This window comes from Psychrobacter sp. CX21 (genome assembly GCF_057396255.1).
Window position 1 is genome coordinate 224371 of sequence record NZ_JBXYJG010000003.1, and the last position, 21898, is coordinate 246268.

The 21898-nt window shown below is 40.4% G+C and carries 17 protein-coding genes; 8 read left to right on the forward strand and 9 right to left on the reverse strand.

Annotated elements, in window-relative coordinates; translation table 11 throughout:
- Positions 1-264: 264 nt before the first annotated feature.
- The 5 genes from AC2SLP_RS03410 to AC2SLP_RS03430 all read right to left on the reverse strand — a co-directional run bounded on the left by AC2SLP_RS03410 (position 265) and on the right by AC2SLP_RS03430 (position 7129).
- Entirely contained in the window at positions 265-591 is a 327-nt protein-coding gene (locus tag AC2SLP_RS03410; RefSeq protein WP_486535228.1) for a chaperone modulator CbpM, read from the reverse strand.
- A gap of 68 nt (positions 592-659) precedes the next feature.
- The gene (locus tag AC2SLP_RS03415; RefSeq protein WP_486535229.1) at positions 660-1694 is read right to left on the reverse strand and encodes a DnaJ C-terminal domain-containing protein; all 1035 of its coding nucleotides are present in this window, start codon (positions 1692-1694) and stop codon (positions 660-662) included.
- A gap of 150 nt (positions 1695-1844) precedes the next feature.
- The gene (locus AC2SLP_RS03420) at positions 1845-3971 is read right to left on the reverse strand and encodes an Lnb N-terminal periplasmic domain-containing protein (RefSeq protein ID WP_486535230.1); all 2127 of its coding nucleotides are present in this window, start codon (positions 3969-3971) and stop codon (positions 1845-1847) included.
- 338 nt (positions 3972-4309) lie between these two features.
- On the reverse strand, positions 4310-4801 hold the full coding sequence (locus AC2SLP_RS03425; protein WP_486535231.1) for a DUF3015 family protein: 492 nt from the start codon (positions 4799-4801) through the stop codon (positions 4310-4312).
- Positions 4802-5134: 333 nt separating this feature from the next.
- Positions 5135-7129, reverse strand: coding sequence for an ABC-F family ATP-binding cassette domain-containing protein (locus AC2SLP_RS03430; protein ID WP_486535232.1), 1995 nt, complete (start codon positions 7127-7129; stop codon positions 5135-5137).
- 551 nt (positions 7130-7680) lie between these two features.
- Here AC2SLP_RS03430 and erpA point away from each other — a divergent pair.
- From erpA to def, 6 genes are all read left to right on the forward strand, one after another.
- Positions 7681-8010, forward strand: coding sequence for an iron-sulfur cluster insertion protein ErpA (erpA, locus tag AC2SLP_RS03435; protein WP_486535233.1), 330 nt, complete (start codon positions 7681-7683; stop codon positions 8008-8010).
- Between the two features lie 733 nt (positions 8011-8743).
- The gene (gene gshA, locus AC2SLP_RS03440) at positions 8744-10318 is read left to right on the forward strand and encodes a glutamate--cysteine ligase (RefSeq protein WP_486535234.1); all 1575 of its coding nucleotides are present in this window, start codon (positions 8744-8746) and stop codon (positions 10316-10318) included.
- Positions 10319-10502: 184 nt separating this feature from the next.
- Entirely contained in the window at positions 10503-11018 is a 516-nt protein-coding gene (locus tag AC2SLP_RS03445) for a disulfide bond formation protein B (protein ID WP_486535235.1), read from the forward strand.
- A 143-nt stretch (positions 11019-11161) separates the two neighbouring features.
- On the forward strand, positions 11162-12655 hold the full coding sequence (mpl, locus tag AC2SLP_RS03450; protein WP_486535236.1) for a UDP-N-acetylmuramate:L-alanyl-gamma-D-glutamyl-meso-diaminopimelate ligase: 1494 nt from the start codon (positions 11162-11164) through the stop codon (positions 12653-12655).
- 761 nt (positions 12656-13416) lie between these two features.
- Positions 13417-13671: a GlsB/YeaQ/YmgE family stress response membrane protein gene (locus tag AC2SLP_RS03455; RefSeq protein ID WP_486535237.1), complete on the forward strand. Its 255-nt coding sequence runs from the start codon at positions 13417-13419 to the stop codon at positions 13669-13671.
- Between the two features lie 650 nt (positions 13672-14321).
- Positions 14322-14852: a peptide deformylase gene (gene def, locus AC2SLP_RS03460; RefSeq protein ID WP_486535238.1), complete on the forward strand. Its 531-nt coding sequence runs from the start codon at positions 14322-14324 to the stop codon at positions 14850-14852.
- A gap of 141 nt (positions 14853-14993) precedes the next feature.
- Here def and AC2SLP_RS03465 read toward each other — a convergent pair whose 3' ends face one another.
- The 3 genes from AC2SLP_RS03465 to dnaJ form a co-directional block, all read right to left on the reverse strand.
- Positions 14994-16262 (reverse strand): DUF819 family protein, encoded by a 1269-nt coding sequence (locus AC2SLP_RS03465; protein ID WP_486535239.1) that lies wholly within the window; start codon positions 16260-16262, stop codon positions 14994-14996.
- Between the two features lie 229 nt (positions 16263-16491).
- Complete coding sequence (gene dapB, locus AC2SLP_RS03470; RefSeq protein ID WP_486535240.1) at positions 16492-17316, reverse strand: 4-hydroxy-tetrahydrodipicolinate reductase; 825 nt, start codon at positions 17314-17316, stop codon at positions 16492-16494.
- Between the two features lie 469 nt (positions 17317-17785).
- Positions 17786-18919 (reverse strand): molecular chaperone DnaJ, encoded by a 1134-nt coding sequence (gene dnaJ, locus AC2SLP_RS03475; protein WP_486535241.1) that lies wholly within the window; start codon positions 18917-18919, stop codon positions 17786-17788.
- Positions 18920-19187: 268 nt separating this feature from the next.
- Here dnaJ and AC2SLP_RS03480 point away from each other — a divergent pair, with 268 nt between their 5' ends.
- Positions 19188-19847 (forward strand): DUF2939 domain-containing protein, encoded by a 660-nt coding sequence (locus AC2SLP_RS03480; RefSeq protein ID WP_486535242.1) that lies wholly within the window; start codon positions 19188-19190, stop codon positions 19845-19847.
- A 45-nt stretch (positions 19848-19892) separates the two neighbouring features.
- Positions 19893-20666: a hypothetical protein gene (locus AC2SLP_RS03485; RefSeq protein WP_486535243.1), complete on the forward strand. Its 774-nt coding sequence runs from the start codon at positions 19893-19895 to the stop codon at positions 20664-20666.
- Positions 20667-20713: 47 nt separating this feature from the next.
- On the opposite strand, the gene AC2SLP_RS03490 is transcribed toward AC2SLP_RS03485, so the two are convergent.
- On the reverse strand, positions 20714-21871 hold the full coding sequence (locus AC2SLP_RS03490) for a thioredoxin fold domain-containing protein (protein WP_486535244.1): 1158 nt from the start codon (positions 21869-21871) through the stop codon (positions 20714-20716).
- Between the last annotated feature and the right edge of the window lie 27 nt (positions 21872-21898).

Below are 21898 nucleotides of genomic sequence, written 5' to 3' on the forward strand. Positions count from 1 at the left end.
CACGCTTAAAACCTATAGTCAAACAAGTTTAAAATGGTGACAAGGCAACCGAGTGCAAGTAATGCCCCACCATGAGAGGGTAGGCTTATTGAGGTTACCGCCGTAACCGTTTAGTAGCTCGCTGACTATAAAAAGCCTCATCAGTCGATGAGGCTTTTATGTGCAACAAGTATAAAACATTAACACTGTACTGACTATTTGATTGTACATCGAATTGATTGTACATCGAATTGATTGTGCATCGACTATAGGCTTGTGCACCCACTATTGATCGATATCAATCTCGATTATCTGCTGGCTACTATCTTGTGATTCCCATTGGCGCTTAAACTGGCGTAGCTGCTCTACTTCATCCAACAATTCTAGAATCAAGCCAATAGCAGGAATACTGGCATCAAAATCGCGGCTTAAGCGAGATGCACGGCGAACGGTAGCCAGTTGATACCCCGTGAATTTACGAGAGTCTGGCACATCATATTCGATCACATTTTCTTCAATTAAGGCCATAACCCAATCGGGATTTTGTCCGCATGCTTGAATAAGCTCATCTAAGGTCATGATAATGTCATTAAATTCATTAGAGTGTCGCATGGTCACATCCTTTTTATTATTATGCTATCTGTTTTATCGGTTTATAATATTTTAAGCTGCAAACCTTATTAACGCTTTATACTGGTACCTGCAAAGCTTGCTTTTAATGCATCAAATGCATCTTTTTGGGCGTCTGTCGAAACTTTTGGATTAACAATGTTTAGCGTTAGGTACAAATCCCCTGGGTTTTTGGCAGGAATACCTCTATCTTTTACCCGTAAGTGACTGCCTGATTTACTATCTTTAGGAATGCTAACGCCCAACGTGCCAGCAGGCGTATTGATATTAATCTTCTCGCCCAGTGCTGCCTCCCATGGTGTGATATTGACAGTTTGATAGACATCGGCCCCTTCTAAGCGAATATTGCTTGGGTGATCAATGGTAACTTTTAAAAATAAATCACCATTTTTACCGCCGGCGTAACTGGCAGCACCTTGTCCACTTAAGCGAATTTGCTTACCCTCGGTAATACCTTTTGGAATTTTTATTTTTAACGTCTTTTGCTCTTGAGCAATAGTGCCATCGGACTGTCTGGTAGGCACATTTAATTTGATACTATAATCATCACCTTTATACACAGAAGCCAAGCTCACTGAAATCTCAGCATGTTGATCTTGCCCAGGCGTTGGACCAGACTGATCAAAAGCGCCGCCAAACTGCTCGAAACCTTCGAAACCTTCAAAGCCAGAAGTGCCAGACTGCTTAGATTGCGGACCTGACTGCGCACCGCCGGCACCAAAAGCAGAAAAGATATCATCAAAGCGGAAGCTGCCACTACCAAAGGGCGCCCCCTCACCAAATTGATCTTTAATATCCTCCCATCTAAACCCACCAGACTGATTACCGCCGCCGCCAAAACCGCCTGTAAATCCGCCACTTCTACCAAATGGGCTGGATTGAACAGCGTCATACTCTGCGCGTTTTTCTTCATCTCTTAGGGTTTCATACGCATTATTAATCTCTGCAATCTTTTCATCGGCATTGGGTGCATCGGACACATCCGGATGATATTTTCTCACCAGTTTGCGATACGCTTTTTTGATTTGCGCTTCTGTCGCATCTTTACTCACGCCCAAGATATCGTAAAAACTCTTTTCTGCCATTGTTTTTATCCTTAAGATGACTGTGCTTTTATTATGAGTGATGAATGGATATACATTAAAGTAATTTCAAGTGACAAGTAGTTACGAGGTCTATTTAGTACCTATTCATTTTTTACTTTTCATGTTTTTATATTTTTAAAACTTTTAATTTTACCAATAATGATGCCAGGCTACATTCGCGTTCATGCCTTCTTGATCAGGTAGATTGTCATTTTGAGTATGACTTATACGTAGTCTAACGTCGTCATTTTTTGCAAGCTGTTGACGCAAAGCCAGTTGCGCTTTTGCAACTGCGTCTTCGCCTTTACGTATCGTATGATGATAACTAAGCTCTGCTGCCTGACCACCGCGTTTGATGCGCATACCAAATTCGATACTGGCGTCTATTTTATCCTGCTGATCATGAAATACCGCATTGGTCATCACATAACCTAATGCTTTATCGCCGAACATAGCGCCGCCACCAATACCCCCTTTTAAATAAGGGCGATGAGCATTGTTATTGAAAGGATCGGTTCGTGCCCCTGTTTTTAACTGCCAAGACAGTTTGGGCTCGCCTGCCAATGGTTGAGCCAAATCTTCGATTTGCTGCATGTCCAAAAAGACAAAATCGTTAAGCGTCCAATCATGTTTATCCCAATCATACGCGGCAGTGGTCTTAACAGCTTCAAAGCGCTTGTTAATATCTGTATAACTATTTAAAGGGTCTTTAACAAACAAGGACAGTCCAATTTGGGCCAAATCTTTTGACAGTGTTATCTGAGTTTGCGCCGTTTTATTACTCAGCGCAGGAGACGGCTTATTGGGAACCTTTAAGTTAGCAAGCGCATCACTTTCTGGCAATTTAAAACGCTCACTGATCAGCCGCTTCTTAAACGCTTGTCTTTGGGGCGTATCTTCTTGAGAGAGCTTATAGGTCTGGTGCAATATTAAATAATCTAACGTGAGTGTTTTTTGATGGTCATCAAACGACTCTAAGTCATCCAAAGCATTCAAGACATCAATTGAAGATTTGTCCTTAATCCTTATAATCTCATTCACTTTTTGCTGTACAGGCTTGGGCAGTTGCCCAAAAGTGTGCCTAAGCTGTGTTTGCTCTGATGGCAAATAGCGTACCGAGGCGATTAAGGGGTCTGATGCAGTGGCATCATACTCAATCAACTGATCAAACACATAATCTGGCGCATACCACGGCCCCAAACGCTCTGTAGTTTGTATATCACTAATCAGTTCGAGTATCTCACCTGAGCGATACCCGCAATTTTGTTTGATGAAATAGTAATCAAAGCGTGCAGACTTGGCTTCATATAAATGATAATTTAGCAGCTGCGTGTCAAAATCATCTAAATTAAGCTCATACTCCCACATATCACGCTGTTCACTTTTGGAATACACCGCATCTTGTTTAAAAAACTCCGCTTCTGCAAACCCTGCATCGTATATACCAAACAAGCCTTTTATGGCATATAACATCCCATTTTCATTAGGGGGTATGCGGGCACCAAAATTATATGAATTATTTAATAAGTCTTTACTTGATAGCGTGCTGTGTGAAGATTCCGTTATAGCAGATTCCGTCATAGTTGAGCGGCTAGGGTCATTGGTTTTGACCAGTACGTGACCGAATGAGGAGGCAGGATTTTTTAAATAATTACTTACCAGCATTAAGCTGATACTTTGATTGGGGTTAGGCAATTGAGAACATTGGCTAAGATCGATATTCAAAGAATCGATATGATGATTGAGCCAAAAATAGCGTGCAGGAAACTGACATATCACATCTTTATTATTGCGCTGCGCCACTATGGCTACTAACTCTTTGTAAGGATCAAAATCACGAGCATCCGTATCTTGTGAATGTGTTAAATAAAACCCATCGGAGATAACCTCGGCTTTACCGTTTTTATAAAACAGTAAATGTTGCCACTGTTTGTGTTCAGCGAGCTGTTTTAGTCTGGTCGTGTTTACGCTAATATGATTTAACGCTTGAAGCTCTTGCAGCGACTGACGTTGACCGAGTAACGGGGTGCTGTCATCGACTTTATTGCTTTGTATGCTTGAGCCTATGGAAGGCGAAAGATCGTGTTTAAGGGTATTGACATGGCTATTGGTATGATTATGGCTATTGACACTGCTAATATGGTCATATACAGGCGTGCTTTGCACAGCGTCAGTCTTGTCTGGCAAATTAGTAGCGGCTATCGCATTTAACCCCATCATACCTGAAATAACAATACCAACAAATGGCATAACTGTGGCGACTCTATAAACATTCATACCTATCAAACTGCTTACCACTCCCTTATTACGGTATATAGTGTTCCTATCCAACATTATGCCTTGTTATACCTTTTTTAAAAGACAACCTATTTTTGTCAAACTCGCTAGACTTACTATGTGTAGCGTTTGCGATCATTTATCGTTTTACTTGATAATTTAATTGTCAGATTTTGTATTCTCTATAAATCTTACCATTTAAACATCAAAAACAATGTCATCAAAAAGCAATGTCATCAAAAAGTATAGCATCAAAAAGCACGTAAACCACTTAGTTTACGTGCTTTTAATATCATTATAAAGCTATCTATAAAGCGCCAATATATTCGCTCGTTAAATTACATAGTGCAGCTGTTTTGAACAATGCTATATAATGCTTGTGCGTTTTGATCTTGAGTTGCAGTGGTGTATGCAGATGATTGCGTATACTGACCATATTGTGCACGTACACCTGCTACAGAATCACAGTTAGCAACATCTTGTAGGGCTGATAAATGCGCACCTTGTCCTGAAGCTAAGTCTTTTTCGACACTTGGGAATGCTTCATTAATTAAGACTGCGGCTCTTACGTTACCACCTTGACACTGGTCAGGTGACATAGAGTCAGAGATTGCCGCTGTTGTACCTAAATCCCATGTAACGTTACTTATAATCGCTAAGATCGGGCTTGAATTACCAAATAAAGCGCCGCCTAAACCACACTCTTTGTAGATTTGCTCAATCGTACGACCCGTTTCTTCTGACTTAAACTTTGAGCCTAAATCAGCATTAGCAGCGCCTAGTGGAAGCATAGCAGCAACAAGTGAAGCGATAGCAATTTTCTTTAACATATTATTTCCTTATAAATGCACTCTAAACTACGCACATTAATTAAATGAATGATAGATGTATGATATTTAACAGATTAAATAACATTAATATCGGTCGTTCTAATATTTAACACTTTGTTAACCTGTATTTCAATTTTACAATATAGTAAGCAGATAGCAAGAAAAAAATATTGGCTTAACGTACTGATAAAAATTACTAACAATTATAACGTATTTTTTATTAAGATTTTCTTATAACCTTATAAGGTTTAATACTTGTATGTTTAATTTAAGTTTTATAAATACATTTAGCTTACTAAGTATCAAAACCAATATTAAAATGCCAACCATATACTAGCTATCATACTGTTCAAGCTCAGTCATAGCCCCAAGAAGCGACTCTTCTAACTGTGCTTGCTGCAGCTGAAAGCTTGCTTGCTCCTCTAATAGCTTGAGTAGTTTTTTCTTATTGTCCTCATCATATAGCGATGTATCGGTAAGCTTTTCTTCCAACTCGTTCAAACTAGCCGCCACGTTATCCAGTTTTTTTTCTGCTTGCTCTATACGTTTGCGTATAGGAGCGGTCAACTTGCGCTGTTCGGCAGCCAATTTGCGCCGCTCTTCTTTGCTTAACTGTGGGGCCTCTGCTTGAGCCTTGGCTTCTGCTACTTTTTTAGCCGCTTCTGCTTGCTTGGCAGCTTCATTTGATACAGCTTTGGCATCCCGCGTCTCTTTGGCCGCTTCTTTGGCATCTGACTTACGCTGCTCGGACAGCCATTTACCATAGTCAGAGACATCACCTTCAAACTCTTGTAGTTTGCCATTGTGTACCAAATACAATTCATCGCACACATTAGCGATCAATTCACGGTCATGCGATACCAGCACAACTGCCCCTGCAAATCCTTGCAGTGCCATGGTTAGTGCTTGGCGCATTTGTAAGTCTAAATGGTTGGTAGGCTCATCAAGAATCAGAACGTTAGGTTGTTGCCATACGATCAAAGCGAGCGTTAAACGGGCACGTTCACCCCCTGAAAACAGTTTACTGGGGGTATCAATACGATCACCACGAAAGTCAAAACTACCCAAGAACGAACGCAGCTCAGCATCTGAGGTTTTGCCAGCAATACGTCGCATCATAATCATCGGGGACGCTTGCGCATCCAAGCTGTCCATTTGATGCTGGTTAAAATAACCAATGTGCAGGGTATCAGATACTTTATAAGTGCCTGATAAAGGCGCAAGCTCTCCTACTAAGGCCTTGATTAAGGTCGACTTACCCGCCCCATTCATACCAAGCAACCCCAATCGGGTATCTGGCGTAATCTCTACATTCACATTCGTTAAGATAGGCGTGTCGCTGTAGCCAATATCAGCTGACTTCAATGAAATGAGCGGTGAGCTCATATGACTTGGTTCATAAAACCTAAAGCTAAACGGATTGTCGGCCATAACGGGGGAGAGGTCAGCCATACGTTCTAATTGCTTTATACGGCTTTGTGCCTGCTTAGCCTTGGACGCTTTAGCTCTAAAGCGTCGCACAAAATCTTCCAAATGTGCTTTGGTCTCTTGCTGCTTTTCATAAGCTTGTTGCTGCTGTGCCAATCGCTCACTGCGCGCACGTACAAACTGCGAGTAATTACCTGTATATAAGGTCAACCGGTGATTTTCTATATGCAAAATAAAGCCAACGGTTGCATCTAAAAAGGTTTGATCATGGGAGATTAATAAGACAGTACCAACAAACTTAGCAATCCATTCTTCAAGCCATAAAATTGCATCTAAATCTAGATGGTTGGTCGGCTCATCTAATAACAGCAAATCAGCGCGGCTCATTAACGTTTTTGCAAGATTTAAACGCATGCGCCATCCACCAGAGAAATCATTAACAGACATCTCATGCTGATTGGTCTTAAATCCCAGACCTGCCATAATTTGTGCCGCTGTCGTTGGGGTGCGGTAGCCATCAATATCATCAAAGCGCTGATATAGCTTTGCAATGTCATCATCACTTAAGCTATCGGGTTTGCTGATCTTTTGATTGATGTCATACCACTCTTTATCACCGCTTAACACGTAGTCAATAGCTGATTGCTCACTGCCGGCAACTTCCTGAGCCATATGCGCCACATCCCAGCCGCTTGGTATACTCACCGTGCCTGCATCTACGCTTAGTTCGTCTTGGGAGCGCTCACCCATTTGGGTTAATAACACGCCAAACAATGTAGATTTTCCGGTACCGTTATTACCGGTAAGCCCAACTTTTTGTCCTGGATGAATCTGGAAAGTGGCTTCTGAAAATAGAATCCGACCATCGCGTCGAACCCCAACATTGTTAAATTCGATCATGTTTTAATATCGCTTATGGTTATATTTGGGTGCATTGTAACGTTTTAGGGGATCAGATTTAAAATATTTTACGTATGAACGTCGTGTTTAATGAGCATTGTTCTTAATAAACATTGTTCTTGATGCACATTGTACGTGATGTTTGTTGTCTTTGGCTTATTTAATGAGTGAGACATCACACTCTATATTTATGGATAGTCATACGTTGAAAATCAAGGATTCACCCTCATTATGGTATAATAAACACTAATCAAATCAAATAAACGTAATATCAATAAGCTGCGATAAATTTGTGCCATTCTTAGCTTTATATTGACTGTTTAATAGTGGATGACATCGGTTTTTGTCCTGCAAGCTGCGAGCTAGCATCTTCCTACGGGCTGTTTTCTTAGACAATGTTTCATTATAGGCAGATAGGCAGCGTCTCTTTTATCTACGGATACTGTTGTCGTCAACAACTGATGGTATTAATATAAAAAAAAGAGCGACAGATGAATAACAAGCGCTTATCGAAATTACGCAAGTGAAGTAGTAAGCTTTACGAGGATATTATGACAACCATTACTTTAACTGACAGTGCTGCTAATAAAGTCCGTAAACTACGTGAAGAAGAAGGTGATGATAGTCTTATGTTACGCGTTTATGTCACGGGTGGTGGCTGTTCAGGCTTTTCTTATGGCTTTAACTTTGCCGATGAAGTTGGCGAAGATGATGCCAATTTTGACAATCGAGACGTTACCTTATTGGTAGACTCTTTAAGCTATCAATACTTGCAAGGCTCTACCGTAGATTATACTGAAGGCTTAGAGGGCGCACGTTTTGTGGTCACCAATCCAAATGCGACCACTACTTGTGGGTGTGGTTCTTCATTTTCTATCTAACTTAACGTTTTATATTTAGCTAATGGCTCTATATTCATCTAGTTTAGGTCATGAACGATGCATGTTTGAAAGGTTTTAAACCTATTAAGCTTTATTTATGACGCCATAAAATTAAGCCTTAACCCTTATAACTTATAAAATTGCCCTTTAAAACATAGTTATTCCATGTCATTTTAGCCGCAATATCTTTTATTGATGTTGCGGCTATTTTTATGCCTTAATCCTACCGTTGTATATTATAAGATTATCTGGTTTGCAGTTATTTAATATCGTGCAATGCCCAGTCATTTCATAGTCGTTTTATAGTCTTTTCATACAAGCTTACGAATAAATAAGCATTAAAATACTATGAACCTAGTTAAACCTGCTAGTAATACAGAATAGACACGTTATAATATGCGGTTTGCGCTATTGACTGCCTATTTTTAAAAGCCATTATTTATCGAACAATTGATATAGGCTCTTTTGACTATCTATTGTAACCGTACATGATTTTTTTGCGGCATTGAGCTAAACTAAATTAGGGCGTGTCCCAATTTGGTTGATGAGGCTAAAGATGAGAGACTTTAACTGGTTGAACCCAAACCGCAAAAATGACACGTTTATATCGACACCCTTATAATAATACTGACAATGACACTGTTAATAACACTTTGCATCATCTGACTAGACTTTGGATCGTCTAATTAGAGAATAGCAAACGATGAGTTTTTTTTAATTCTGAGATGACTGTATGACTGATATTACAAATCCAAATAATTCAATAATGCCTTCTTGGCTAACTAGCAAACATTTGGAAGGTATGCTACGTGGCGTTGAGAAAGAAGGGCTGAGAATGCAGCCAGATGGTTATTTGGCGCAGACACCTCATCCAGAAGCACTCGGCTCTAAATTAACCCATCCCTATATCACCACAGACTACTCAGAAAGTCTGCTCGAACTCATTACGCCGCCTAAATCAAGCGTTCATGAAATGCTCAAAATGCTGCGTGAACTTCATGTGCTCGTATATCAGTCTATGGATGAGGGCGAGCTTATGTGGCCGCTATCAATGCCCTGTATGCTGTCATCCGATGATGAAGATATTCCATTAGCAGATTACGGCAGCTCTAATGTCGGCCGCCTAAAAACCTTATACCGCAGCGGGTTAGGTGTCCGCTATGGTCGCCGTATGCAAACGATTGCTGGTCTTCACTACAACTTATCATTTGGCGATGATTTGTTTAAAGCATGGCGCGATACGTTGCCTAAAGACGCTCAAGGCGAGTCATTGACTGAATTTAAGAATATTAAGTACTTAGGCCTTATTCGTAACTTTAAACGTATGAGTAGCTTAGTGCTATATTTAACAGGGGCCAGCCCTTCTGTGTGTCCTTGTTTTTTGACTGGCCGCGAGCATGACTTAGAGTTAATGAATAAGACCACTTATTACAAACCCTATGCCACAAGCCTACGTATGGGACGACTTGGCTATACCAATAGCGTACAAGATCAGCTCGATATTCGCTATAACACGCTACCTGAATATATTGAAGGGTTACGCCGCGCTATCAAAACGCCTATGTCTAATTTTAGTAAGTTAGGATTAGATGATGCCGATGGCAATCCAATTCAAATTAATGACCATATCTTACAAATTGAGAACGAATATTATAGCCCAATTCGTCCAAAACAAATCGCCAAATCAGGTGAGACGCCAAGCCATGCGCTTGAGTCACGAGGCATTGCTTATGTGGAATTTAGAGCGGTTGATTTAGACCCTTATAGTGACATCGGTATTCGCTTAACGACTGCCTGCTTCCTTGAAGTACTGGCACTATATTGTTTGATGAATGACTCACCAGAGTTATTCCCTGCTGAAGAAGATATATTGGCCGAAAATCTAGAACGTGTGGTCAATCAAGGATGCAAACCTGATCTTACCCTTAAAGCAAACGGTCAGGAAATAGATTTTAAACAGTGGATGAAGCAGCATTTAGAAGCGATGCTACCCTTTGCTAATCTACTTGACGCCCACTATGGTGGCAACCATTATCGCATTGCCCTTACACTGATGTTGGGTAAGTCTACCTATCCAAAAACCAGCCTATCAGCACAGGTATTAACAGATACTGAGCGTTTAGGAAGCAGCTGGCAACTTGGGCAAACCTTAGCTGTACAACACCGTGATAACATCATGAAAAGTACGTTAAGTCCCAAAACTCAAGCCCAATATGAAGTTTTGTCTGAAAAGTCATGGATTCAGCAGCACGATATCGAACAGAATGAACAACAAAGCTTTTATGATTTTATTCAGCAGTATCGCTAATGCTCAAGGTATATAACCGCTTATAATATTTGCATTTACCTGATTTACACGCATATCTTTATGCGCTTTAAACTTGTAAACGCTTTTTTTATCGTTAAAATAAAGCTATTTATATTTACTCAACCCATACTGCCTAGCCCTCTCATTTAAGAGCATTGCCATAGGCTGCGAAGGAGCCGCTTTAATGCAGCGCTTATTCTCATATCGGATTTTGAACCTACTTCTCGTCGTCGCTTCAGTTGTTGCCATGGCATTTGCCATATTATATTTACAGAATTATAAGGGTCTTCCACCTTGTCCGTTATGCGTCTTTCAGCGTTTCGGTCTTATTGTAATGGGCATTTTCGCACTCTTAGCAGCGATCTTTAATCCGAAACAAAAGTGGGTACAACTTATTTTGTGGATAGGGTCTATGGCTGGTATTTTATGGTCAGCTGGGGTAGCCGCGCGTCATGTCTGGTTGCAGCACTTACCTGCGGATCAAGTGCCGTCATGCGGCCCTGGACTGGACTACTGGCTAGAAGCATTACCTATGAAAGAGGTGCTTAGTCAGGTACTTTCAGGATCGGGTGAATGTGCTGAAATCAGTTGGTCATTTTTGGGATTATCAATTCCTGAGCAAGCGTTAATCTTGTTTAGTCTCTTAGTTTTGGTTAATCTAGTCATTTTAGGGCGCATTACTGTTAAACGCACGCTTTAATGGTTTAAAATTTTTTCAGTGACTTTAAGCAGCTGTTTTTAAGAACAGGCTGTTTAGAAGCTAGCTTAAGTAATATAACTGTATAGCTTAATAATTTAACCATCATCCAAATTATTACAGACAACTTAACATTTAGAGGTTTCATGCACGTTCATATTTTAGGTATTTGTGGCACATTTATGGGTTCACTTGCATTATTAGCACGTGACTTAGGTCATACTGTAACGGGATCAGATGCTGGTATTTATCCGCCCATGTCCACCCAACTTGAGCGTGCAGGGGTCACCATCCAAGAAGGCTATGATGATGACCATTTAAAGCCTGCACCTGATTTGGTCATCGTAGGCAATGCCATGAAGCGTGGTATTGATGCCGTTGAATATATGTTGAATACAGGTCTACCCTACACCTCTGGTCCTCAGTTTTTGGCTGAGCATGTGTTGCAGTATCGTCATGTACTGGCGGTGGCAGGCACCCACGGCAAGACTACAACGACGACGATGCTGGCTTGGGTATTGCATTACTGCGGTATCGATGCTGGGTTTTTGATTGGTGGTGTGCCGCTGGTTGACAGTGAGGATGAAAAGCTAAACCAAGTTTTTGCTCATAGTAGCTATTTAGGTGCTGATAAAGCTAGTCAGGATGAACGCGGCTACTTTGTGATAGAAGCCGACGAATACGATTCTGCCTTTTTTGATAAACGCTCAAAGTTCGTTCATTATCGACCGCGTACAGCTATTTTGAATAACCTAGAATTTGATCACGCCGATATTTTTAAAGACTTAGACGCTATTCAAACTCAATTTCACCATATGATTCGTATGATTCCTAGCGGTGGTCGAATCATCATGCCGGGTCATACTCAAAGCTTAGAGACGACAATAGATAAAGGATGTTGGACTCCTATTTGGCGCACTGAGATTGTAGATACCACACAGGTCTCTAGCGGTTTTGAGGATTGTGCTTGGAAAGCTAAGCTCATTGAAGAAGATGGCAGTCAGTTTATAATTCACTTTCAAGACGCTAACGGTCCCTCTGCCCAAGGTGACGTCAACTGGGGTATGAGTGGACGCCATAATGTAGAAAATGCAATGGTTGCCGTAGCGGCAGCTTATGATATCGGCATTAGTGTTGAAGACGCTTGCGCTGCTTTATCTAAGTTTTCAGGAATAAAGCGACGTATGGAGCTAATTGCTGACTTTGAGCACACCTCAGACAAGCATAACAGCCGAGTTCAAATATTCGATGACTTTGCTCACCATCCTACCGCGATTACTACCACCTTAGATGGCGCTAGAAAAAAACTTAAGTCTGCTAAAATCTGGGCTATTATAGAGCCGCGCAGCAACACTATGAAATTAGGCGTACATAAAGACAATCTAGCGGCGTCTGCTGCACTGGCAGATGAGGTGATTTGGTATGAGCCTGCAGGTCTGGAGTGGGGCCTAAAGCAAGTTATCGATGAGGCTCAAGGCCTTCATAATTATCAGTATGTTATGAACGACACCCAACAAATAATCGATCATATCTGCTCTCAAATTGGTCAAACTGAACAAGATGATGCCATTATTATCATGTCAAATGGCGGGTTCGAGGGGATTCATCAACGTTTGCTAAAACGTTTCGAGCAAAGTTAGTTTAAATATATTCTAAACCTAGCTTTAGTCCATATCGTATAGATTTAAAATAGCCGCTAACCTCATATATAGCGGCTTTTTTATGTTTTTTAGGAATATAAATGCTTTACGTCGATTCATTAGAAAATTATATTAAATGACACATTTAAAGACACTGTTTCTAATATAGAACGCCTTAGATAAACCCCAAAAATGGTCAACAAACCCATAGTATTTTAAGTTTAGTCGCTATAATTTGAGCTTGTATAATTAAGAGTTAAAAAGCCCTCATATTTCAATCAAAACTATTAAAATGTTTATACAGCTAATCTATCAAAAATATTAAAGTATAAACGGTCAAATTCCTAAAAAAAGTCAAAGTATTTACCCCAACTTGCATAGATATTAATAAATCTATACAAACTGTTAACGTTAAACTGTTAAATGTCATCATAGATAGGATGATTCTCACACAGCACATACATGGTTAACAAACCTACCTTAGCGCTCTGTCCCCTTATTGAATAGAATTTCAACTAGTTCGTCTATATAGGACAGCTAACTAGTATCTACTTGCTTTAATAGTTAAGTAATATAAGTATTTAATATATTGCTTAATATGGAGGTTATAATAGTTAATACTAAGAGTTTAAAGATATGTTTTAGAAAACATCAAACGCTTAAGCTTCATTGCTTTAGGTCTATAAGTAGGTTCTATTATGCGAGCTCTATATAGTCTATAAACTTTATATTAAACACAAATTGATTAAGGAGAACATATTATGAATTTTATTTGGATGATTATCATAGGTTTGGTAGCTGGGCTTTTAGCGCGTGCCATTAAACCAGGTAACGACTCGATGGGCTGGATAATGACCATTGTATTGGGTATCGCTGGTGCCCTAATTGGCGGATTCTTAGGTAGTATGCTTGGTATTGATGCAGACGGCGGCTTTATGGGTCTGGCCTTCTCAGTAATAGGGGCTATTATTCTATTATTTATCTATGAAATTATAACTGGTAAACGCAAAGTATAAATTAGAGTATATTTATTTAACTATGATGTATAGTAGATAAATATCTACGACAGATGATTAAAATGACATGGCTTAAGCAATAAATAACGCGAATAGCTAACTCGAATAAATGACTCAAGTAACTAACTAGGCGGACTTATTATTTAAGTCCGCTTTTTATATGTGTTGATGTCTGAACAATATCCACCCTTCGGTATTTTATAAAATTAAAGATCTTTTCTTAAATAATGAGTTATTAAACTATAGTCAAAGAAGTCTAAAATAGTTACAAGGCGACCGAGTGTAAGTACTGCTAGAGTAGGCTTAACGAGGTTAACACTATAAACGTTTAGTAGTTCGCTGACTATAGGTTCTTGTATAATTCGTAATAAATTATTCATCACTCGTAGTGACAACTCATCATTCGCAAACGACAGTACTTTTGTATCGGTCATAAATTTAATTCATAACCAAACTGGCGTATAATAGAGACTGACTCTGCGCTTTAACAGGGCTTGATTTTTGATGTCCGCCCCCTCATCTACTAGCTTATGATTGCAAAGGGCTATTAATAAGCGGGTCAATGACCAACCATATCTTTATAATAAAGCCCTATACTTTCTTATAATTTCTAAAATTTAATTCATTTTTATCTAATAACGTGATCAATTATGGCCATATTACCAATATTAAGTTACCCTGACCCTCGTTTACGAACCATAGCTGAGCCTGTTAAAACCGTCGATGCAGATATTAAACAGCTAATCTCAGATATGGTTGAGACCATGTACGATGCCAAAGGTATTGGACTGGCGGCAACGCAGGTCGATCGTCATATTCAGCTCATCGTTATGGATCTGTCAGAAAATAACGACACCCCACGTGTCTTTATTAACCCTAAAGTCACACCGCTCATCGAAGATAAAAAGCCGTATGAAGAAGGCTGCTTATCTGTACCTGACGTGTATGATTCCGTCGAACGCCCAACCAAAGTTAAAATCGAAGCGCTAGATGTGGAGGGTAATCCTTTTGAAGAGATTGCCGAAGGGTTGTTGGCCGTTTGTATACAGCATGAAATGGATCACTTAAACGGGGTGTTATTTGTAGATTATCTATCACGCTTAAAACAAACACGGGCACGAGACAAAGTGCGTAAAGTGGTAAAGTTAAGAGAAAAACAGCTGGCGTCAACTAAAGCTTAACCTTTTGAACCTGTATAGTTTGAGGCTTCATAGTCATGGTAAAAAATAAAACCTAATTAAGTCTAGTTAAGTTAAGCCCTACTGTTTTTATGTATTTTAAGTTAATACATTAAAACAGTAGGGCTTTTTAATAGCTTAAAACTAGGTAATGTACTGAACAATGTACGCCATCATAATCCCCAAATAATTTCCGAGTACATATCCAATGACCCCGATAGCTAGGCCTGGAAATAACAGAGCCTTGTTTTTAATTCTACTGGTAATCATTGGAATGAACGGTACTGACATCACGGCCGCCGAGCTTGTCACCACAAATGTATCGACATCTATTTTAAATATTTTACACAGTATGCCGTGTATGATTATTGACACAATCAAGGCCATGCTAATATAACTAAACAAACCCCAGTTAAGCGTAGCAACGCCTGATAAGCTTGCCATACTGCCTGAGGTAAAACAAAATACGAGGATAAAAAACATACCCAATGGATAGCTAATGCGTAGTGCTCGAACTTTGGGTATACAAGATAATATCGCCCCAAACGTAGTGAGCATAATGACAGTAAATGCAGATTGCATTGGACCATTTAAAGGTAGGGATGCAAGCAAAGAGATCGCTATACACAGTACTGATAAGCCTAACGCTATTAGCACTGAGCCGAACATTTTCTTATCGACCAATCCTGCATACATAGAGGCTTTATCATTGGATAAATGCATAAAATCGCTGTTTGTCTGATCATGCCTAATCTCTGTTAAAGGCTCTGGTAAAGAATCTTTTAATGTGTTTGGTAAAGAATCTGGTGCAGTATTATGATTAACTGCTTTTGTATTGCGGTCTTGATGTTTGGCAAATTTTGGTAAAAACATTAAGGCTAATGGCTTTAATACGGTCATGACTAATAACAAGTATACAGTTGAAATAAGAATATCGTAGGTCAACACTTCAATAAATAGCGTCTCATCAGCATCAATGGCAGCTTTGACCGCGCCGATATTCTGCCCACCTCCCGTATAGCCTCCTACCGTCATGCCTGCAGCTTGCCATATCAAAGCTACTTGATCTGCAAATATAAGTGACGTAGCGGCTGCTGCAATACACATTGATAAGCACGCCAACAAAAACCCTTTTAAGGCATTGCCTGAGAGTTTGAACGAGGCTGGTATATTGATTGAGAATAACAATAAGGGGATGGCAAGGGCGACGGAAATTTCTGAAACCTGAGTTTTGGCAAACGTTAACGCTGATAAAATTGATGACTCAGCAGGTTGATACAGGTAGGCAAAAAGCAGTCCTGCTGCAAATGCTAAAATAACCACACCTATCTTATCTAACCAAGCAAACTTTTGCGCCAGTAAGATAATCAAAACGGGTATAGAAAATAGTATGACACTAAACAAAGCGAACATTGAAAATCCTTTTTCATTTTATCGCTGATCTGATGGCTTATCTCAGAGAGCTTATCGCTATGAGAAAGTATGAGTGCTTAGGTTGTTTAATATAGTAGCTTCAAAGGCGTGTACCTATGCCCTTAATTATTATCAATCCTATGGCTGAAACTGAGTCGCTAATTACGTATTACGTATTAGAGATTATGTATTAGAGGTCATGTATTAGAGATTATGTATAAAACCCTGATTATTTTAAACCCAGCACATCCTGCATATCATAACGACCTGTAGACTGAGTAACTACCCAAGTCGCTGCTCGTACCGCTCCTGCTGCAAAGGTCATACGCTCGCGGGCGTGATGTTTGATTTCTACCATTTCACCATCGGCTATAAACATGACACTGTGATCCCCTATGATTTCTCCACCGCGAATAGCATGAATACCGATACTGCCTTGTTTACGCTCTCCTGTGTACCCTTCTCGTCCGTACAGCGCCACTTCTTTTAAGTCCTGTCCACGTGCTTCTGCTGCGGCATTGGCCATCATATAAGCAGTGCCTGACGGCGCATCAACTTTATGCTTATGATGGGACTCCACCACTTCAATATCAGCGGTGTCCCCAAATGCTTTGGCCGCCATATCAATAAGCTTTAAAGACACGTTGACGCCGGTTGAGTAGTTGCCGGCATAAACCACTGGGATTTGCCCGCAAGCTTGATCTAATGCTGCTTCTTGCGCCTCACTCAATCCTGTGGTTCCAATCACCATCGCCACATTATGCTTGGCACACAGTTGAGCATTCTGTTCGGTTGAGTCTGGCAGGCTAAAGTCTATTAACACATCCATCTTATCAAGCTGTGATTCTAAATCATCAGACAATGCCACTCCATTTTTCTCAAGCCCGACAAGCTCACCTGCATCAACGCCTATTAAGCTTGAACCCTGACGCTCTATCGCTGCTGATAATGTAGTAGATTTATTGTTATTAACCGCTTCAATGAGCATACGCCCCATACGGCCTCCAGCGCCTATGATACCTACGCTAATTGTCTTAGAGCTCTGCTGTGTCATGGGTTACTCCTTTTATTATTTGATCACTTGGTATTAGGTTTATTAGGTTTAACGGTAATTTTATTTTATACGCCATTAAATTTATACTTGGTTTAATTTATACTTGGTTTAATTTATACTTGGTTTAATTTATACTTGGTTTAATTTATACAGGGTTCAATTCGCACTTAATACTGTCAATATATAGTCAAAGAAGTCTAAGAGGGTTACAAGGCAACCGAGTGCAAGTACTACCGTCGTGGGGCGAGCGAAGTGAACACCTTAACCGCTTAGTAGTTCGCTGGATATAGAACGAATAATTCTATCGAATGATAGCACGATTATATTTGTAGCTATATTAGTAGTTAAATTTGTAAAAAGCTTTTTAGACTAAAAGGGCCTGTAGGTTTCACGTGAAACCTACAGGCCAACATACAAAACTCAACTCTATAAGAACAACTAATTTAGATGCTGCACTGATGGTTCAAACCTAATCGAACAAATCGCTAAGCTTATCAAAGAAAGACTTTTTCTTTGGTGACTGATCATGTTTGCTATCGCCATCCAGAGTGTCTTGGAATTGACGCAGTAAGTCTTTTTGCTCGCGATTAAGATTAACAGGTGTTTCAACCATAATGCGGCAGATAAGATCGCCCTTCATCGTCGTACGCACTGGCGTTACACCTTTGCCACGAACACGTAGTAGCTTGCCACTTTGCGTGCCCTCAGCAATTTTAATCTTAACTTTGCCATCCAAAGTTGGTATTTCAACTTCTTTACCCAGTGCCGCATCGGTAATACTAACCGGAACATCCATATACAAATCAGCACCTTGACGCGTAAATACAGGGTGATCTTTAACCCGCACTTCGACATATAAATCACCGTTTTGAACGCCAGCACCGCCCGCTTCACCTTCACCAGCTAGGCGCACGCGATCACCATCATCAACACCTGCAGGGATTGAGACTTCAAGCGTACGTGATTTTTCTTTTACGCCACTACCATGACAGTCATCACATGGGTTTTTAATCTCTTGACCAGAGCCGCCGCAGTTAGGACAAGTTTGCTGTACTGCAAAAAATCCTTGCTGCATACGTACCTGACCATGCCCACCACACGTGCTACAAGTTTGAACATCGGAGGCATCTTTTGCGCCTTTGCCGTCACACGTCTCACAAGGCGCGGGCGCCGTAAAGCTGATTTCTTTTTTACAGCCACGAACGGCTTCTTCAAGGGTAAGCTCGATCATATAACGTAAGTCAGAACCTCGGCGCTGACGATTTCCACCGCCACGGGCCTGTCCAAAGATATCGCCAAAGTTACCGAATATATCACCAAAGATATCTTGGAAGTTACCCGCACCTGCGCCGCCAAAACCGCCGCCGCCCATACCATTTTCAAAGGCTGCATGCCCCATTCGGTCGTATGCTGAACGTTTGTCCTGATCGCTTAATACTTCATAAGCCATTGACGCTTCTTTAAACTTCTCTTCAGCATCAGGATCATCAGAATTACGGTCTGGATGGTATTTCATTGCCAACTTACGGTAGGCTTTTTTAATTTCACGTTCATCGGCGTTTTTATCTACACCCAATACTTCGTAAAAATCGCGCTTGCTCATGGAGTCTCCTATCAATTTACCCATTACGTTCCACGTGAAACACGACCAATTCAATCAATTCAATTGTAGGTAGCCGGTCATGCAAAGCGTAATAATTGGTACAATAATTCACACTAAGTGCATCATGGTATGAATGTTTCAAAAATTTATTAATACTTTGCAACGTTAATGGTGACAAACACCTCATTTATCAAGCAGGCGTGTTAAAATCGTTGTCATTGACTGCTTATTATTAACCCAAGCTTATTAACCACAGTGTCTACCGTTTATGAAAAAATTCATTGCACTTCTTATTTTAATTGTTATTGTTTTGGCTGCTGTCTTCTTAGGTTCGCCATATTACACGGTCTATCAGCTCAAAAATGCTTATGATGCCCACGACGGTGACGCCGTAACGCAATACATTGATTTTGAGCAATTACAGCCGAATATTCAAAACCAGTTAACCCAGCGATTTGCTACCACATTAACTCAATATCCGTTAGTGGCGCAGTTAGGCGGTGACGCACTGCAACAAACTGCCAATAGCTTTATTCAGCAAGCGACACGTCAAGCCATTAACGCGGACAATGTTAGCAGCTTAATCAACACGCAAGGTCAAGCAAACAAAGCTACCAAAGAGTTTGCTGCTAGCTGGGCGATTGCCTCTAATAAAATTGAATTGCAAAGGTTGATTCAACAGCTGATTGTTCAGCGTGGTGACTTAGACGCTGTGATGAAAAATCAAGTTCAGACTCTTATAAATCAGCAAGCAGATGAGCTTGAGCAGCGCGCTCAAAGTGGTGAAGATAGTCCAAAGCCTGATCTATCGTACTGTGGTATCAATTGCTTTACGGTTTCAGGCAAACTCAAAGGCTACCCTGTCACGGTAGAAATGGCGCGAGAAGGACTTATCGACTGGAAGATTGTGGATGTGGTGTTGCCGTAAAGACTTATTTTTAAGATTGGCACTAGACAATGGATATCTAATATTATGAAACTACTTCATGAGCCTTCTTTGAATTTATGTCTTAAAGTCATATCAGCTACTTTAATTTCGGTGGCGATCAGTAATACAGCACTAAGTATGCAATCGACTCAATCTATAGGGATTGATGCTGTGCATACAAATACAGATTCATATTCAAAGTCACTGCTTGACTGGGATGGTAATAAGATAATTACTAAGGAGAGTGATTATTTATCAATAATGACAGCCAGCCAACGTAACAGCTACCAACTCTTAATTCGAAGGTTTCATCTAAACAATCAAAGAGGGTGCTTTACTTATGTCGTGAACAAGATGTCACCATCTACCCTACCTATCAGATATGAGCTAAGTATCTATGAAAAACATAGTCCTCAATGTGGTGGCGACCCAAACACACAACCACTACGCACTATGTATTATATCGATAAATTTGGTCGTATTTTTAAAAACAATATTGCCGATGCTGTCATAGACTTACAGTATAAATACGGCGAAACTCCAAACATCAACACTGATATCCAGCATATCAATCACCCAACAAACACACTGCTTGAACAGAACGGCATTGAGTTGTCTAAGCTAGAAAAATGGGCGGATGATACTTTTGTCATTTTTTATGTTAACCATATTCCCCAGTCCATTCAAAGCTCTTTATTTAGCTCATTACTTGATGCCAATGGTGGCTGGGATTATATGGTTCGTACCGAATCGGGCGAAGAATACTATATTGAAGGCGATAAACGAAAGGTGATTGATACCGCAAGCTATCTTAATTAGATTCTATCTGTTTAAAGCCCTTAATTTAAGACGTTAGGATACAGCCCTTAGTCAGTTATACCCAAAAACGGTAAAAACCTAGGGTCGTTATAAGTCCCATTAAATGGCATACCATCCTCACGATAAATGGCAGGGGTCGCAGCCACCACCAGTCCTGCGGCCAATTGCTGATTAGTGGCTAGATTATTGGTTGCTCTGCCATCGCAGTAGTTGCTTAATGGCAGCCCATTCATGGCATCATCTAACGCGTGTTTACGCGCCTGATCCGCTTCGCACCATAGCTTACGCATCGGCTCTTTGGACTCAGGATATACTGGGAATCCAATCACCTTCACCGTAATACCTTGACGATTTAGCTTATCCATATCTTTATGCATAATACGGCAATAGGGACAATTGATATCTGTCGCCACGTATATCACTGCCTTTTCATCTGTGGTTGCAGGATAAACAACCAACTCATCTTCATTGAGCTGTGACAAAATATACTGGTTTTTTCTTTGTTCGAAGTCAATATCTAACCCTGCAAACTGACCATTACGAATTAATGAGATTTCACCCTCAGTATTAAAGACGCTCGCCTCTGTGTTGGTTAAAAACGGTGTACCAGCAACCGTAATCCCCCAGATCACACCCGGTACCGAAGTATGATAAAAAGACACATCTGGCGTGATATTTTTGAGTAAGCTTGTATTGTCTAATAATGACGCTCTAAGCTGCTCGCTTACAGGCATGCCGCTCAAGGTTTGACTGGGCGGCTCTTGAGATGGTGTAGATTTTTTAGGGCTTGGGTTAGCTCTTAACTCTCCTTGCAAGATGTATTGACCATCAGCGGTAATATGTAGCGGCAGCTGAGGTTTACCGCCTTGAGCACCTTGCGTTTGAACCAAAGTAATTTGATACATTGAAGGTAATTTGGAGGGCGCGATAGATTTAATGGGTGCCGTCATACCTGCACGGTTTAAGATGTCTTTGATGCGCTGTTTTTGTTGCTCAGTAGGTGCTGCTAATTGGGACGCTATTGAATTGTTGCTGGCTGCTGTTATCTTGTCATAGGCGTTATTAAATATCTCAAGATTGGCCTGTGCAGGAGACATGATTACAAATGGAGAGATGGTCATCGATATGGCTAATGGTAAAGATAACAATGGTAGAGAAAACTTTTTTTGAATTGATCCATTTTTTGTTTGCGATATCTGTCTCATATATGCACCTACAAAGTCGTAATAATA